Source organism: Streptomyces atratus (assembly GCF_040655115.1).
Taxonomy (GTDB): Bacteria; Actinomycetota; Actinomycetes; order Streptomycetales; family Streptomycetaceae; genus Streptomyces; species Streptomyces atratus_D.
The window spans coordinates 1-14,350 of sequence record NZ_JBFAJH010000005.1 but is presented as its reverse complement, the minus strand read 5'-3'; the positions used below and the strand labels follow the sequence as shown (position 1 = coordinate 14,350).

The 14,350-nt window shown below is 67.5% G+C and carries 10 protein-coding genes and 4 pseudogenes; 6 read left to right on the top strand and 8 right to left on the bottom strand.

The annotated features are described in order from the left end of the window. Window positions 1-15: 15 nt before the first annotated feature. Both AB0I23_RS08460 and AB0I23_RS08455 read right to left on the bottom strand, forming a co-directional pair. Window positions 16-203: pseudogene (locus tag AB0I23_RS08460) on the bottom strand (transposase); the annotation flags it as partial. An 11-nt stretch (window positions 204-214) separates the two neighbouring features. Continuing rightward, window positions 215-1,129, bottom strand: a complete 915-nt coding sequence (locus AB0I23_RS08455) for a class I SAM-dependent methyltransferase (RefSeq protein ID WP_359108071.1) — start codon at window positions 1,127-1,129, stop codon at window positions 215-217. A 358-nt stretch (window positions 1,130-1,487) separates the two neighbouring features. Between AB0I23_RS08455 and AB0I23_RS41630 the strand changes: the two are divergent. Together AB0I23_RS41630 and AB0I23_RS08450 are read left to right on the top strand one after the other, a co-directional pair. Continuing rightward, window positions 1,488-1,631: pseudogene (locus tag AB0I23_RS41630) on the top strand (IS701 family transposase); the annotation flags it as partial. Between the two features lie 402 nt (window positions 1,632-2,033). Then, on the top strand, window positions 2,034-2,294 hold the full coding sequence (locus tag AB0I23_RS08450; RefSeq protein WP_359108069.1) for a hypothetical protein: 261 nt from the start codon (window positions 2,034-2,036) through the stop codon (window positions 2,292-2,294). Between the two features lie 548 nt (window positions 2,295-2,842). Here AB0I23_RS08450 and AB0I23_RS08445 read toward each other — a convergent pair. Together AB0I23_RS08445 and AB0I23_RS08440 are read right to left on the bottom strand one after the other, a co-directional pair. Continuing rightward, window positions 2,843-2,995, bottom strand: a pseudogene (locus AB0I23_RS08445) (MerR family DNA-binding transcriptional regulator); the annotation flags it as partial. Between the two features lie 192 nt (window positions 2,996-3,187). Further along, a complete protein-coding gene (locus AB0I23_RS08440; RefSeq protein ID WP_359108067.1) occupies window positions 3,188-3,598 on the bottom strand; it encodes a Fur family transcriptional regulator in 411 nt (136 codons plus the stop codon). A 159-nt stretch (window positions 3,599-3,757) separates the two neighbouring features. Between AB0I23_RS08440 and AB0I23_RS08435 the strand changes: the two are divergent. Together AB0I23_RS08435 and katG are read left to right on the top strand one after the other, a co-directional pair. Continuing rightward, window positions 3,758-4,196 (top strand): annotated as a pseudogene (locus AB0I23_RS08435) (Fur family transcriptional regulator). A 33-nt stretch (window positions 4,197-4,229) separates the two neighbouring features. Then, the gene (gene katG / locus AB0I23_RS08430) at window positions 4,230-6,461 is read left to right on the top strand and encodes a catalase/peroxidase HPI (RefSeq protein ID WP_359108065.1); all 2,232 of its coding nucleotides are present in this window, start codon (window positions 4,230-4,232) and stop codon (window positions 6,459-6,461) included. On the opposite strand, the gene AB0I23_RS41625 is transcribed toward katG, so the two are convergent. Further along, entirely contained in the window at window positions 6,368-7,159 is a 792-nt protein-coding gene (locus AB0I23_RS41625; protein ID WP_436846895.1) for a S1 family peptidase, read from the bottom strand. The genes katG and AB0I23_RS41625 overlap by 94 nt on opposite strands. 532 nt (window positions 7,160-7,691) lie before the next feature. Between AB0I23_RS41625 and AB0I23_RS08420 the strand changes: the two genes are divergently transcribed. Then, entirely contained in the window at window positions 7,692-8,768 is a 1,077-nt protein-coding gene (locus AB0I23_RS08420; protein ID WP_359108063.1) for a glycerophosphodiester phosphodiesterase family protein, read from the top strand. Between the two features lie 956 nt (window positions 8,769-9,724). On the opposite strand, the gene AB0I23_RS08415 is transcribed toward AB0I23_RS08420, so the two are convergent. Then, window positions 9,725-9,997 (bottom strand): DUF6225 family protein, encoded by a 273-nt coding sequence (locus AB0I23_RS08415; RefSeq protein ID WP_359108061.1) that lies wholly within the window; start codon window positions 9,995-9,997, stop codon window positions 9,725-9,727. Between the two features lie 710 nt (window positions 9,998-10,707). Beyond that, window positions 10,708-11,718, bottom strand: a complete 1,011-nt coding sequence (locus AB0I23_RS08410) for a metallophosphoesterase (protein WP_359108059.1) — start codon at window positions 11,716-11,718, stop codon at window positions 10,708-10,710. 747 nt (window positions 11,719-12,465) lie between these two features. Here AB0I23_RS08410 and AB0I23_RS08405 point away from each other — a divergent pair. Then, window positions 12,466-13,398, top strand: coding sequence for an aminoglycoside phosphotransferase family protein (locus tag AB0I23_RS08405; RefSeq protein ID WP_359108057.1), 933 nt, complete (start codon window positions 12,466-12,468; stop codon window positions 13,396-13,398). 320 nt (window positions 13,399-13,718) lie between these two features. Here AB0I23_RS08405 and AB0I23_RS08400 read toward each other — a convergent pair. Then, window positions 13,719-14,350: IS3 family transposase (locus AB0I23_RS08400; protein WP_359108054.1), on the bottom strand; the 632-nt coding region annotated here is incomplete at its 5' end.

Here is a 14,350-nt window from a genome sequence, read left to right as displayed (position 1 = left end):
ATGTCTTTCTCCTTGCAGCTTCGCCCATACCCGGGCACGCGACCATTCAGTGAACTGGCGGTGAGCTCCGGATGGGCCGAACACGGGCGGGGCCTGTGCCCAGGTACAGCCGTGATCGCCACGACGGTGATCGCGGCCGGCACCTCCCGGTCTCCGTGCCGGCGACGGCCACCACCCCAAGAGCGCTTCGGCGCCTCCGTCACCGCCCGGGCGACTATGCCCTGCGCGTCACCTTCTTGACCAGCCGGGCAAGACCGGAGGATCCGTCGCTGGGCTCGGCCTCGTTCAGTGCCATCTCCAACTGGGCGAAGTGGTCCTTGCGGGTCCGGCTCAGGTATTCGTTCGAGGCCAGCGGCCTGGCTATCTTCCAGGCGCGGCGGTGGTCACCCTCGTAGTGGGCGACATAGGCCTTGGCGAGTTCGATCACGGCCTTGAACGGGATCCCGTCGGTGTAGTCCCGGTCGACGACATCCTGGACGGCCGACATCAGCTTCAGCTTCTCGTCGGTGTCGAAGGCGTCCGCGGCTATGGCCTGCAGCACGTCCTGCGGGATGGGCTTGATCACCTCGAAGGCCAGTGTGGAGCGGATGGGCGGCCCGGCGATCTCGATGTACGGCAGCAGCAGACCGGTGCTGTAGTGCAGCCACGGCAGCCGGGGGCTGGCGAAGTCCTGGTGCAGCAGCACGGAGCCCGGCACCAGGCGGGGCAGGAAGCGCTCGGCCACACAGCGGTGGACCCGCGCCGTCTTGGCGATGTCGACGTGCAGGAGCTCGATGGGGCTGTGGTCCTCGGGGTCTGAGGTCTGCCAGATGTCACCGGGGTGCAGCTCGATGAAGTCGATGAATGGCTTCAGCTTGTCCTTGAAGTCGTCGAGGAAGGAGTTGGTGTCCTCGGGTGCGACCCCGGCCGAGAAGAATTTCTCGGAGGCGAAGGTGCCCTTCCCGACCCGGAAGAAGTCGTACGCGTGCAGCTTGTCGGTCTTCTTGTCGAAGTCCGGGTTCTTTCTCAGACCGAGTGCGAGCGCGTACGTCGATCCGCCGCCGCCCGACCCGAGCTCGATCACCTTGCCCTCTCCAGTCAGGTGATGGCGCCCCAACAGGTAGAGAAAGCGCAATTCCCATGTGCTCACCTGGGAGTAAGGGATTGTGTCCGGAAGTTCAACGTCGTCGAGCTGGAGGTAGAGCTTGCTGAGGGGCGCCACGGGTACCTCGCGGTCTCAGTCGGATGGACGGGTCGCGATATTAACGTCGTTCGCCGGAGATGCTCGGCGAGAACCGGTGATGGATTCGAGGATTTCCCCGGCCGTCACACTCCGGATGAATGGTGTTGGGCCGGCGTTCCTCTACTGGATTCGAGCGTGGATGATGTCGGCTTCATGTGGCCGCGTGGCGAGCGCCGTACTCGCCGCACCGCGGCAGCTTGTATGCAAGCAGCCCACCACCCCTGACCGGGCAATGCCTGTCGCGTGCCAGTTCGCCGACCACGACCGGGGGCGGGTCCTGGTGGACCGGGAGTTGTATCTGCCCAGGTCCTGGACGGAGGATCCCGACGCTGCAAAGCCGCCCCGGCGAAGCGCGCATGGGGGCGACTTGAGCCGGTCACTCCTGTCGTATGGACTCCGCCATCTCGCTGACCTGCCGAACCTGATCGGCGGTCAGCCGACGGACGTCCCGGATCAGCCCGGCCACGTCGGCCGCCGCCGACTTCTGCGGTGGCCTCCCGTCGGGCAGCGCGATTGCCGGTCAAGGCAACCAAGTCGTCGGCAGGGGTTGCCCAGCCCGGTCGCGAAACCGGCCACCGGATCGGGGGCTTCGGACCAGCAAGGACGCCCCGGCGCCACGTCCGAACCGGCCCCAAGGCCTGGGAGGGCGCCGAGCACCGGATCGCCGACCTCGAAGGGAGGGAGGAGCGCGGGGAACTGCGAACCTTCGAACACGCGGGTGACCCGGACAACAGGTGCAGGGCGCACGGCTCGTGGTGTCCACCGTCCGAAACCCGCATGTCGCCTCGGGCCCGCTGGAAGGATTCCGGTCATGACTGACAGCGCCCCGGGCCGGCAGGCCCGCGAATTGCTCGCCAAGGCAACCCAGCACCCGATCGCCAGTCCCCAGCGCGACGCCCTGGTGGCCGAAGCCGCCGTATGGGCACGGCTGGAGCACGCGGCCATCGTGGACAAGTACACAGCCGCAACGGTCGATATCGAGTCCGCACTGGTCTCCCTCGCCGACCCTGTGCGGAAACTCGCCAGCGAGGTCGGTGACCTGACCGGACGCATCAAGCTCGGCCAGAAGTGAGCGCGTACGTACCCAGGCCGCAGGGCAGCTCTCCGCAGCGGGGCACCGGAAAACGGCCAGAAGGGCACATCCGTGAGCACGCCGAGGATCGTGTTCGTCATCCAGCACCGCAGGCCGGAGCGGATCACCGGCCTGCGGCGCAATCCGCGCTGTGGCCCCGGCAGGGGAGGCAACGGGCCCTCACAGCCATCGCCGACTCCGGCCGGGCCCGCGGGGGAACCGAACGCCAGGCGAGGAACAACGGCTACCAGGACGTGGTCCGGGAGGAGTTCACCAACCCGCTCCCGGGGGGGCGCACCTCATCTGCACGGCGCGGTGGAGGCCGCCGGCGCGAAGACCAAGGTGTTCGAGGGCATAGCGTCGGAGTTGCTTCTGGGCCGCCCCATGACCCGGCGCTGACCGTTCGGTACATGCCGATACCCCGGAACCTGCGAGGGCCCCGGGGCATCGGCATCAGCGACGCGGGAAGGGGCGAGGTCCCGCCGTCCGCTGCCGGATCGGTCAGGCCGGCCAGTACCGGTCCACCCTGGGATCGTGCGCCTCTTCGAATAACCGGCGGGACTTCGGGTGGCCGGCGCTACCACCCCCGAATCGGAGTAGAACCGGATGGTCCTCACGGGCAAGCCGGTCCGCCGGCAAAGCTCCCCGATCGAGTTGAGGGTCGTCACGTCCATGTCCCCAACTCTGCTGTCTTCAGACACTGGAAACTCAAGGCTGTCCCCCCAGATGGGCCCCCGACCGAGACGTCCTCCGAGTTGCTGAGCACGCGGCACGTGGTTTCCGCTGACCGCCGGGACGACGGGCAGGCCTTGCACGCGCTGGGCGAGCGATGGCAGCGACATGTGCCATCGCTCGCCGGCGGCCCATGGCCACGAGCCCTTGGGCTCACTCATCTAGGCACAGGATGGGCACAGCCCGCGGTAGGTGACCTCGACCTCGGACACCATGAAGCCGAACCGCTCCACCGCCGGGAGGTCGGCCAGCGGATTGCCGGTCGGGTGGACATCGCGGATGGTGCCGCAGTTGGAGCACACCAGGTGCTGGTGCGGGTGGTGTGCGTTGGGGTCGTAGCGCTTGGCGCGGCCGTCGGTGGAGACCTCTACGACCTCGCCGAGGGAGACCATCTCGCCCAGGGTGTTGTAGACGGTCGCCCGGGAGATCTCGGGCAGCCGCTGTGCCGCGCGGGCGTGCACCTCGTCGGCCGTGAGATGCACGTGGTCACCGTCGAGGACCTCCGCAACGACACGCCGCTGGGAGGTCATTCGCCAGCCACTCCCTCGCAGTCGTTCCAGCAGGTCACTCATATCGGTTCACCTATTCAGGTTCGGTGGGATACCGGAATTTTACCAGCGGGCGTCCGGGTTCCGATTTGATATGGAGTTGGCGCGCTTCTTGACTTGGACTCTGTCCATCGTAGGATCGGTTTGGGCGACAGCCAAGGGACAGGAAGACTTCAGCACGGCATGAGACAGAGACGTGACGGGACCACCGCCGAGGAGCTGCGCGGTGCCGCTCTGCGGGTGACGGCCGCCCGCGTCGCGCTGCTCAAGACCGTCCGGGACGGTGACCACCTCGGCGTCGAGGCGATCGCCTCCAGGGCGCGCGATCGCGTGGGCCCTGTCTCCCTGCACGTCGTGTGCGAGGCTCTCCACGCGTTCACCGCGGCGGGACTCGTACGCCGCATCGAACAGGCCGGCAGGCCGACCCGGTTCGAGGGACGCCTCGGGGGACAACCACCACGTCGTGTGCCGGTCGTACGGTGTCGTCGCCGACGTCGACTGCGCGGTCGGCGTGACGCCCTGCCTGACCGTCGCGTTGGACGACCACCGCTTCTCGATCGACGAGGCCAAGGTCATTCACTGGGGCCTGTGCCCCGACTGTCCCACCGCCCGCAGTTCCTGAGCACCGTGATCCGCCCAGTCCGGAAGGATTCCCATGTCTGAGAACCATGACGCAATCGTCGTAGACGCGACAACGGAGGGCGGAGATGGCTGCCCCGTCGCGCACGGGCGCGCCCCGCACCCGACTCAGGGCGGCGGAAACCGCCAGTGGTGGCCGGATCGGCTCAATCTGAAGATCCTCGCCAAGAACCCCGCCGTGGCCAACCCCCTCGGCGAGGAGTTCGACTACGCCGAGGCGTTCAATCGCCTCGACCTCGCGGCCGTGAAGAGGGACATCGCGGAAGTACTGACGGACTCGCAGGACTGGTGGCCGGCCGACTTCGGTAATTATGGCCCGTTCATGATCCGGATGGCATGGCACAGCGCGGGCACCTACCGGATCAGCGACGGCCGCGGTGGCGCCGGCGCCGGCCAGCAGCGCTTCGCCCCTCTCAACAGCTGGCCGGACAATGGAAACCTCGACAAGGCCCGCCGCCTGCTGTGGCCGGTCAAGAAGAAGTACGGCCAGAGCATCTCGTGGGCCGACCTCATGATTCTCACCGGCAACGTCGCCCTGGAGTCGATGGGCTTCAAGACCTTCGGCTTCGGCGGCGGCCGTGCGGACGTGTGGGAGCCCGACGAGGACGTCTACTGGGGTCCCGAGACCACCTGGCTCGGCGACGAACGCTACACCGGCGAGCGAGAGCTGGAGAACCCCCTCGGCGCGGTCCAGATGGGCCTTATCTACGTCAACCCGGAGGGCCCGAACGGCAACCCGGACCCGCTCGCCGCTGCCCGCGACATCCGTGAGACGTTCCGCCGGATGGCGATGAACGACGAGGAGACGGTCGCGTTGATCGCGGGCGGTCACACTTTCGGCAAGACCCACGGGGCGGGCCCGGCGGACAATGTCGGCCCCGACCCCGAGGCCGCCCCGCTCGAGGAGCAGGGCCTCGGCTGGAAGAACTCCTTCGGCACCGGCCGGGGCGGCGACGCGATCACCAGCGGTCTCGAGGGTATCTGGACGAACACCCCGGTGACCTGGGACAACAGCTTCTTCGAGATCCTCTTCGGCTATGAGTGGGAGCTGTTCCAGAGCCCCGCCGGCGCGAATCAGTGGAGGCCGAAGGACAGCGCCGGGGCCGGCACCGTCCCCGATGCCCACGACCCGTCGAGGAGCCACGCCCCGACGATGCTGACGACCGACCTCTCGCTCCGGTTCGACCCGGCCTACGAGCAGATCTCGCGACGCTTCCTCCAGAACCCCGACGAGTTCGCGGACGCCTTCGCCCGCGCGTGGTTCAAGCTGACCCACCGCGACATGGGCCCGATCGTGCGCTACCTCGGCCCGGAGGTCCCGGCCGAGACGCTGCTGTGGCAGGACCCGCTCCCCGCGGTGACGTACGAGCTCATCGACGACGGGGACATCGCCTCCCTCAAGGGCCAGATCCTCGCCTCGGACCTGTCGGTGTCCCAGCTCGTGTCCACCGCGTGGGCGTCGGCCTCGTCCTTCCGTGGCAGCGACAAGCGCGGCGGCGCCAACGGTGGGCGCATCCGCCTTCAGCCGCAGAGCGGGTGGGAGGGCAATGACCCCGATCAGTTGGCGACGGTGCTGCGCACCCTGAAGGCGATCCAGGAGGCATTCAACGCCTCCCGGACCGGCGGCAAGCAGGTCTCGCTCGCCGATCTGATCGTGCTCGCCGGTGGTGCGGCCGTCGAGCAGGGCGCCAAGGACGCCGGCTTCGACGTCGAGGTGCCCTTCACACCGGGCCGCGTGGACGCGTCGCAGGAGCAGACCGACGTGGAGTCGTTCGCCGCGCTCGAGTCGACCGCCGACGGGTTCCGCAACTACCTCGGGAAGGGCAACCGGCTGCCGGCCGAGTACCTGCTGATCGACCGGGCGAACCTGCTGACCCTGAGCGCGCCCGAGATGACGGTCCTCGTCGGTGGCCTCCGCGTCCTGGGCGCGAACTACCAGCAGTCGTCGCTCGGCGCCTTCACCACGACCCCCGGGTCCCTGACCAACGACTTCTTCGCCAACCTGCTCGACCTGGGCACGACATGGAAGGCGACGTCCGAGGACGCGAACACGTTCGAGGGCCGTGACGCCGCCACGGGCGAGGTCAAGTGGACCGGCACCCGCGCCGACCTCGTCTTCGGGTCGAACTCCGAGCTGCGCGCGCTCGCGGAGGTCTACGCAAGCGATGACGCGAAGGAGAAGTTCGTGAACGACTTCGTCGCGGCGTGGGACAAGGTGATGAACCTCGACCGGTTCGACCTCGTCTGATCATGACGTCCAGGTCGGCCGACGCCGGCCGACCTGGACATCCTCAGTCCGAAGGATCTCGACATCGTCCGCCTCCAGCGCGACGTCGAGACTCGCGGTCGAACAGGGGGCGCACCGCTGAGCGTGCCCCGCGCGGTTGGCCGATCCCCGGACGGTACCGCGGGCGCGGTCCCGGGATTCACACCCGGTCCCGGGACCTGCCCGCCTACTGGGGGTCGGCCGGACGGGTGGACCGTCTTCCGGATCCAGTGCGAGTACACCGGCACGTTGGTGTAGAGGCCCGGCCCGGTCGAACAGGTCGGGTCGGGGTCACCGTTGCCCGATGTCGTACCGATGAGCTCCCAGCGGCCGTTCCTCGCGCGCTGCAACTGCGGGCCGCCGGAGTCCCCGTTGCACGCCATGGCACCCGGCTTCAGGCTCACCGTGCACAGCCGGGTGCTCCCGGCTCGATCGAAGCATTCGGCCTCGGATCCCCTGCTGGTGTCCAACTGCCGGAGCCGCTCCGGAAACACCCACTTCTCCGGGTAATCGCCCTCGACGGCGGTACCGAAGCCGAGAATGCGGGTGGGAGTTCCCACAGGTCCCGCCTGCTTCGCGATCCGGACGGGCTTCTGGGCGACCGGGCGGTCCAGGCGTACCAGCGCGAGGTCGTTCCGGTTGGGGGTGCCGTCCTCGCTCTGGGCGTACCCCGGGTGCATGAGCCTGGGACCTCTCGGCTCAGGGACGTGGTCGGGGCGCAGGGCGGCGACGGTGTTCCGGTGCAAGCACGAGATCGACCAGCGTCGTCACCGGCCCGCCCGTGCACAACAACGCGTCGCACAACTCAACGAGATTGTGGCCGGGCTCAACCGGAAGCGGCAGGCCGGCCGGGGACTCCGTCGGAGTCGGGTGTCGCAACTGTGTCGAAACGCCGTCGTCCGAAGCACAGGAATGCACGGCTTCGACGGCCCTCCCATTGTGCTGGCCTCAGCAGCAGTGACTGAGGTCTCCCGTCTGTTCGATGTTTTCGATGTGGACGAGGTGTTCGCGCTGGTGCCCCGGACCGGTCGGAAGCGGGACAGGGGCGGTTCGTATCAGTGTCGTCCTGACCAGGATGATCCGTTTGGCTCCGGCGTCCGGTGAACAACAGTTTCCTGGGCGTTCACGAAGTCCTCACGCCTGGGCTTCGTACGGGCTGGAACTGTGGCTTAGCGTCACAGGGTCCAGTCCTCCGATGTACATGAGGTCTCCATGTCCCTCCGGCATGCAGTTGCCGCGCTGGCCGTCGTACCCGCGCTCGTGGTCCCCGCGACGGCCCAGGCAGCCACGGCTCACAACGGCCACATTCCGCCCCAGCAGACCCACTTCGACCTCCAAGCCCACCGCGGCGGCATCGGCATGACCACCGAGGAGTCCCTGGAGGGCTTCGGCAAGGCCCTGCGTCTCGGAGTGACCACCTTGGAGCTGGACACCCAGATCACCAAGGATCAGAAGGTCGTCGTGAACCACGACCGGCAGATCAGCGCCCAGAAGTGCAAGGACACCGGGCCGGTGACGCCGGACGACCCGATGTACCCGTACGTCGGAAAGTACATCAAGGACCTGACGCTGGCCCAGGTCAAGACTATGGACTGCGGCTACCAGCAACTGCCCGGCTTCCCCGAGCAGGAGCAGGTCAAGGGCTTCCGGATGGTGGAGCTCAAGGATGTCCTCAACCTCGTCAAGAGTTACAACGCCAAGCAGGTAAAGCTCAACATCGAGACCAAGGTCGAGGCGGGCGCGCCCGAGCAGACCGCGCCGCGCGAGCTGTTCGTCCGGCGCGTCTATGAGGAGATCCACCGCTCGGGGATCGAGCGGCAGGTCAGCATCCAGTCCTTCGACTGGGGTGCGCTGAAGGAGATGCACAAGCTCGCACCGTCCTACCCGCTGGTGGCGCTGACCAACTACGACTTCCTCCAGGTCGGCAAGCCCGGCGCCTCCCCGTGGCTGGGCGGCATCGACGCCGACGACTACGACGGCGACTTCGTCAAGGCCGCCTCCGCCGTCCCAGGTGTCACCGCGCTCTCCCCCAACTACGGCTTCCCGCAGAACGGCACCATCGCGGACCCGAACTTCCGCTTCTACCCCGACGAGAAGATGATCTCCGAGGCCCACGCCCGCGGCCTGAAGGTCATCCCGTGGACCTGTGACGACAACGCCACCGTCGAGGCGCTGATGGACATGGGCGTCGACGGCATCATCACCAACTACCCCGATCACGTGCGGGAGATCATGGCCGAGCGCGGTATGCGCCTGCCCAAGGACTACCCCGCGCCGCACCACCACTGACGCGTGGCGGCACGCCACAGACGCGTATGCATCCCGGAGCGCCGTTGCTCCGGGGGCGTACGCAGTCACAGCGAGATGGCGCCACTGCTCACGACAGGGCGGCCACCGCGTTCTGCGCAGTGACCGAGACGTCGTCCTCGGTCGCGCACGTGCGGCAAGTCGTGTGGTGCCGGGCCACCGGGCCCCGGTGGCAGCGTACTGATCTCAAGTCGGTTGAACATCAGAACCCGTGCAGGTCCGGTGCGGGCATGGAGCGTCGGCACCGGGCCCGCACCACGCCCCGCGGGATGCGCCCGTCCCGTCCTGCTTCGCGCCCGGACACGGCCACCTATGAGGCGGTCGGCCCTGGCCCGGGGATGGCAAAGCCACGGCGCATGTGGGGATGCGGAACCGGCGCGGCGCTCACTGGAACCTCGAGTCGACCCCGTGGGCCGGAGGTGTCGCAACGCACGCACCTGGGGGAGTGGGGCTATCGGCCCGGCCGGACCGCTCTCGACACCGTCACCACGCTTCTCGTCACCGCCGCGGTCGCCGCGTCCGGGCCGTCATCCGCCTCTGAGCTGCCGGCCGCAGTCCAGGCGATCACGATCGGGCAAATTGCGTCGCGTCCCGGGGGATCTGCCATTCCGGTTTCTACGCTCCCCGCCATGACGCGACGTTACTTCCGTGGCAGCCGTAAAGGGCAGACACACACACGTGACACCAGGGCTGTGCTCGTACAGAGTCCCTCCCGCCTCCCCCGTGACCATGCAGGCGGATATGCCAGAGATGCCGGACCGGGCGTGGAACGAGGCAGCGCCCAGGGTGCGGTGGTTGAGGGTCCGGATCTCTTCGGTGGCCGCGTAGGCAATGGTCTGCGGTTCATGGTTCAGATCCACGGGGCTGCTCCTCCCCGTGTGGGCGTGTCCGGCGAGTACAGCAGCGGTATCTGGCGGTCCGGTGGGAACGCGGTAGGTTCAGTCGAGATGGTCGTACCTGTCCGGTTCCCAGTCGGCGAACAGCGTCAGCGCCTTCTCCGTCTCGGTGCGTTCCGGCGTGACGGAAGTCGCCGGCCACCAGTTCTCCACCTGATGGGCATCGACAAGGACGAAGCCGCGGTACCCGTCGAAGTCGCCGGGGTCGCTTGCCACACCGATGTGGATGGGTGCGTCATCGGGCAGGTCTTTGAGGGCGTCGCGCAGCTGTGCGGCGTTCCAGATTTGAGGGGCGTGCTCGAAGGTGTCGGCCATGCTGACAGGGTGCCGCAGTGAGCTGTCCTGCAGGCGGAGACACGGCTGCTTATCGGGCCAAAGCGCTGAACCGGTGCAAAAGTGAGGCAAGGAACGGACCACCCGCAGGGAGACACCGTGATGGGGTCCCGGTCAGAACTGTGTTGACAGCCGCAAATGGGAAGGGGCTTCCCGTGTCAATCCTCGTACGGTGAACGCAGACTCGTACGGCTGCGGTGGTTGACGTCCGGAGTGGACCATCGGCGTCCGTGGCACGGTCGCCGATCGTCCAGCCGCTACTGCGGAGCGGGGCTCGCCGGGCCTGACGACACGCGGAAAACCGGCCCTCGTGGCCCCAGCAGCCCGGGGACGCCCTGCCGCAGCGCGGCCCTGTTCGCGAGCTCCCAGCCCGCGGTCGCCCGGGGCCGCGCCCACCGGGCCGCGGCCAGCGGGACCAGCATGACGGCGGCATCACCTGATGGGCCGCCAAGCTGATGAGCAGCATCCAGCAGGCCGACACACCCGCGAATCCCGCTGCTGAAGCAGGTCCCACACGAAAGCGCACGGATTCGCCGAATCGGACGCGTCCGGCGGGTCGGGGCTGTCAGGCAACAGGCCCCGTCGCCGCGCCCCGCAGGCCACCACGCTGCGCACCCTCGGCGGCCGGCTCACCGCCGCCGAGGGTGCGCATCGGTCCAGCTACTCCCGCGCGGACCGCGCCCACTGGCCGGTCAGGACGTGAAAGGCACCCGGGTCCAGCTCAGGACATCCTTGTCCCCGGGGTTGATGGTCACCTTCAGCCAGGTGTTGACGTCGGTCGACCCGTCGATAGTGACCCGGGTCAGATTCGGCGCGGCGGTGCTGACCCCGTAGAAGGAGAGCCACTTGGAGCCGGCGTCCAGCGGCTTGTCGCTGTTGCGGACGTGGCTGTCCCCGTTGAAGAGGTAGACCGGGCCGCCGAACGTGGCCGACTCCTTGGCGATCGCCTCGACGATCGACTGGAAGGCGGAGTAGTCGGCGAAGGCCGGGTTGGCCACCGTCGGGTCGAACATATCGGCCTGGGTGAGCAGGACAACGGCCTTGTTGTGGTCGTCCTTGGCCGCGTCGAAGGTCTTGTGGATCTCCTGCAGCACGGCGTTGACGCGTCCGGCTACCTCAGCGGCCTGTTCCTTTGTGGGCACGGTGTTGCCGGTCCACGGGGCGAGGCTGTTGTTGCTGCCGACGATGTGCAGAGCGGCGAATGCCACGTCGGACCGGGTGTACCGGACGTTCTCCGGGTAGCCCTGGTCAGCCTGCGAGACCACGTGCACACTGTGTTGCCCGAGCGTCCGCCCCGGCTGAGGGAAGAAAACCTGCCGGATCGCAGCCAGGCGCTCGAGCGGGTTGTACCCACCGTTGTTGGGCCGGTGGCAGTCGGTCCACTCGTTGTCGCCGACGGTATAGACGAGCGGATCCTTGAACTGGTCGAAGTCCGACTTGATCTGCTGGAAGTAGGTGTCACTGCAGACCGTCGAACCGTTCTTGATATCACCGAGGTGATCGACGAACTTCACATCGGGGTCGGCATTGATCTGGTTGACGACGTTCGGGAAGTTGGCGATCTGGGCGTCGCCGTAGGGGACGTCACCGATCACGGCAAAGGTGAAGGGGGCTTCCTTGGCAGCTGCCGGCCCGGTCGAGAGAGCCAGTGCCAGCGCACTGACGGACAGTACGGCGGATGCGGCGCGGCGCCACGGTTTCATCGCGAGTCCTCCTGGTCATGGGTGGACCCATCCGAGTGCGAGCGCATGAACTGACGTGCGACGATCGGGCAGAGCGGGGATGAACGTTCGCCATTATCGCGGTGGTCGATCGGGTGTGACGCAAGGTCAGGTGTGGCTGGTTCGGCGTGCTGCTGCGCGGATCAGCAGCAAGCGCGAGCCGGCGCGCGTGAGTCGTGGTCGGCCACAGTACGTGCGGACCCACCTCTGGTTCTTCAGCCTTCGGCCGATGGACGGAAGTCAAAGAACAAGCTCAGCCTGCGGGGCATCAGGTGAAACTCTTGCCGCCGAATCGGAAGCGTGGGGCATGACCACCGCGGAGACCTGGGCTGCCCAACGGCTCGGTACGGTTGCGCGGGACTGAGGGTGATCGGCGACATGGCCGCCGACGGCTCGCGGCCAGGGCCGCGGGAGCCGACGGAAGCTGAGCACACCACCCACCTCACTATGGCGTGCGGGCCCAGGCCCTGTTGGGTAACGCCTTCAGCGCTCAGCGGGCCGTGAGGCTGAACTGGTGGCGGAAGACGCGTGTTCGCCGCGCTTGGTTGTGCGATCACCGTCACCGTGTGTTCGAAGAGTTCTATGTCCAGACGGCCGCGCGCCTCACGGGGCGGTTTGATCGGGTCGCCCACCGTCATCCAGGCTGGGCCAGGGACATACAGGCATCCGGCGTCGACTTTGGCTCTGGCTCAGGTTCTGTGGAGCTGTAACTGAGAGTACGGTGCCCGGATGATCGGGATACCAGGCGCGTTCGCGCGCAGCACCATTGAGCGAGAAGGAGAACCCGGAGCGGCGTGGCTCGCCGAACTGCCCAGGATCGTGGACGAGTTGCTGGGGCGCTGGGGGTGCGTGCCGGACGGCGAGGTCATGCACGGGGGTGTAGGAGTCATCGTCCCGGTGTGGCGGCGGGGCGGGGGGACCGCTGTGCTGAAAGTTTCGTTTCCGCATCCCGGCAACGTCCATGAGCCGGACGCATTCACGGCGTGGGGCGGGCGCGGAGCCGTCCTGCTGCACAAGCGCGACGACGCTCGTTTCGCAATGCTGCTCGAGCGGGTCCAAACATCGACCCTGGCGGAGGTCGAAGACGGCGATGAGATTGCGACGGTCGCAGGGCGGATCAATCGACGACTGGCCATCCCCGCGCCGCCTGGCCTGCCCCGGCTGTGGGAACAGGCCGACACTTGGGAGGAGCATCTCTGCAAGGATGCTGAGGAGCTGACACACACACTGTCGCGTCAGGTGATGGACGCAGCTATGGCGACCGTCCGAGAGCTGGGCCGTGTCCAGCCGGACGTCCTCATTCACGGCGATCTCCATGCCAGAAACATCCTGCGCGCCGATCGTGAGCCATGGCTGGCCGTGGATCCCAAGGGGTACGCAGGAGATCCCGCTTACGACGGCGGCACGCTGCTCAGATCTCGCGCGTTGACGCTCCTCGAAGCGGATGACCTGCGCACGGCTGTGCACCGCATCCTGGACGTCTTCGCCGAGGCTGCGGAACTCGATCGCGAGCGCGTCCAGCGGTGGGCCCAGTTCCATGCCGTTCAGGCTGCGTTCTGGGGCCGCCGTCACGGATTCCGGATTGCCCGCAGTGGATCACGGTTGGACTGGCTCACGGATTTCGCAGACCGCCTGGCGGAGTTGCTCACGGAACGTTCGTAGAAGGTTATCGGGCGGGGGCGCGGGCGCGGGCGCGGGCGGGGGCACGCCGGTGACGAGGCCGGCGGCCGGACTTCAAGCGGCGAAATCCGCCAACAGGAGTCCCTGTTCACGCCACTGCTGCCTCTCACCCAAGGAGAACGCGCTGCGCAGGAGGCTGAAGCCGGCCTCACTCTGCCCTGGAACTCCGGCGTCGCCGAGGGACACGTCAACCGTATCAAGATGCTCAAGCGCCTGATGTTCGCCAGGGCTGGATTCGCCTCCTGCGAAAACGAGTTCTCCTGGCGACGTGAAGTTTCCCCGTGATCTTGGACACGATCTTGTTATGCCGCGAGGTCCTGGTCTTGCTGGAAACGCAGGCGTGTCTCGTGGGGCGTGAGGTAGCCCCAGTGGATGTGCTTGCGCAGTCTGCGGCGGTTGTAGAAGGTCTCGATGAACGTGAAGATCTCGGCGCGGGCGGTGGCCCGGTCGGGCCAGAAGCGGGTGCCGATCTCCTCTTTGAGGACGGCCCAGAAACTCTCGGCCGCGGCATTGTCGTAACAGATCCCGGTCCTGCCCATGCTCTGGCGGCCAGCCAACTCGCCTATTTTATCGCGGAGTTGTGTCGAGGTGTATTCCGATCCTCGATCCGAATGGATCACGCAGCCCGGCTGCAGACGGCCGAGGTTCGCGGCCATGTCGAGGGCGTCGACGACCAGCTCGGCGCGGTGGTGGTCGGCCATCGAGTAGCCGATGACCTCGCGCGTGGCCAGATCGAGCCAGCCGGCGAGGTAGAGCCAGCCCTCGGAAGTCGGTATGTAAGTGATGTCCCCGACGATTTTCGTGCCGGGGCGGTCGGCGTGGAAGTCGCGGCCGACGAGGTCGGGGGCCGGGGCGGCCTTGGTGTCCTGCTTGGTCAGGCTGCGGCGGCCCGTGCGCCGGGTGTGGCCGGCGATCCGGTGCTCGCGCATGATCC

What these genes read in the sequence shown, in the direction of transcription:
- AB0I23_RS08410 (WP_359108059.1), bottom strand. Translation starts at nt 11,718, where the DNA reads ATGAAACCGTGGCGCCGCGCCGCATCCGCCGTACTGTCCGTCAGTGCG.
- katG (WP_359108065.1), top strand. Translation starts at nt 4,230, where the DNA reads ATGTCTGAGAACCATGACGCAATCGTCGTAGACGCGACAACGGAGGGC.
- AB0I23_RS08415 (WP_359108061.1), bottom strand. Translation starts at nt 9,997, where the DNA reads ATGGCCGACACCTTCGAGCACGCCCCTCAAATCTGGAACGCCGCACAG.
- AB0I23_RS41625 (WP_436846895.1), bottom strand. Translation starts at nt 7,159, where the DNA reads ATGCACCCGGGGTACGCCCAGAGCGAGGACGGCACCCCCAACCGGAAC.
- AB0I23_RS08450 (WP_359108069.1), top strand. Translation starts at nt 2,034, where the DNA reads ATGACTGACAGCGCCCCGGGCCGGCAGGCCCGCGAATTGCTCGCCAAG.
- AB0I23_RS08440 (WP_359108067.1), bottom strand. Translation starts at nt 3,598, where the DNA reads ATGAGTGACCTGCTGGAACGACTGCGAGGGAGTGGCTGGCGAATGACC.
- AB0I23_RS08405 (WP_359108057.1), top strand. Translation starts at nt 12,466, where the DNA reads ATGATCGGGATACCAGGCGCGTTCGCGCGCAGCACCATTGAGCGAGAA.
- AB0I23_RS08420 (WP_359108063.1), top strand. Translation starts at nt 7,692, where the DNA reads ATGTCCCTCCGGCATGCAGTTGCCGCGCTGGCCGTCGTACCCGCGCTC.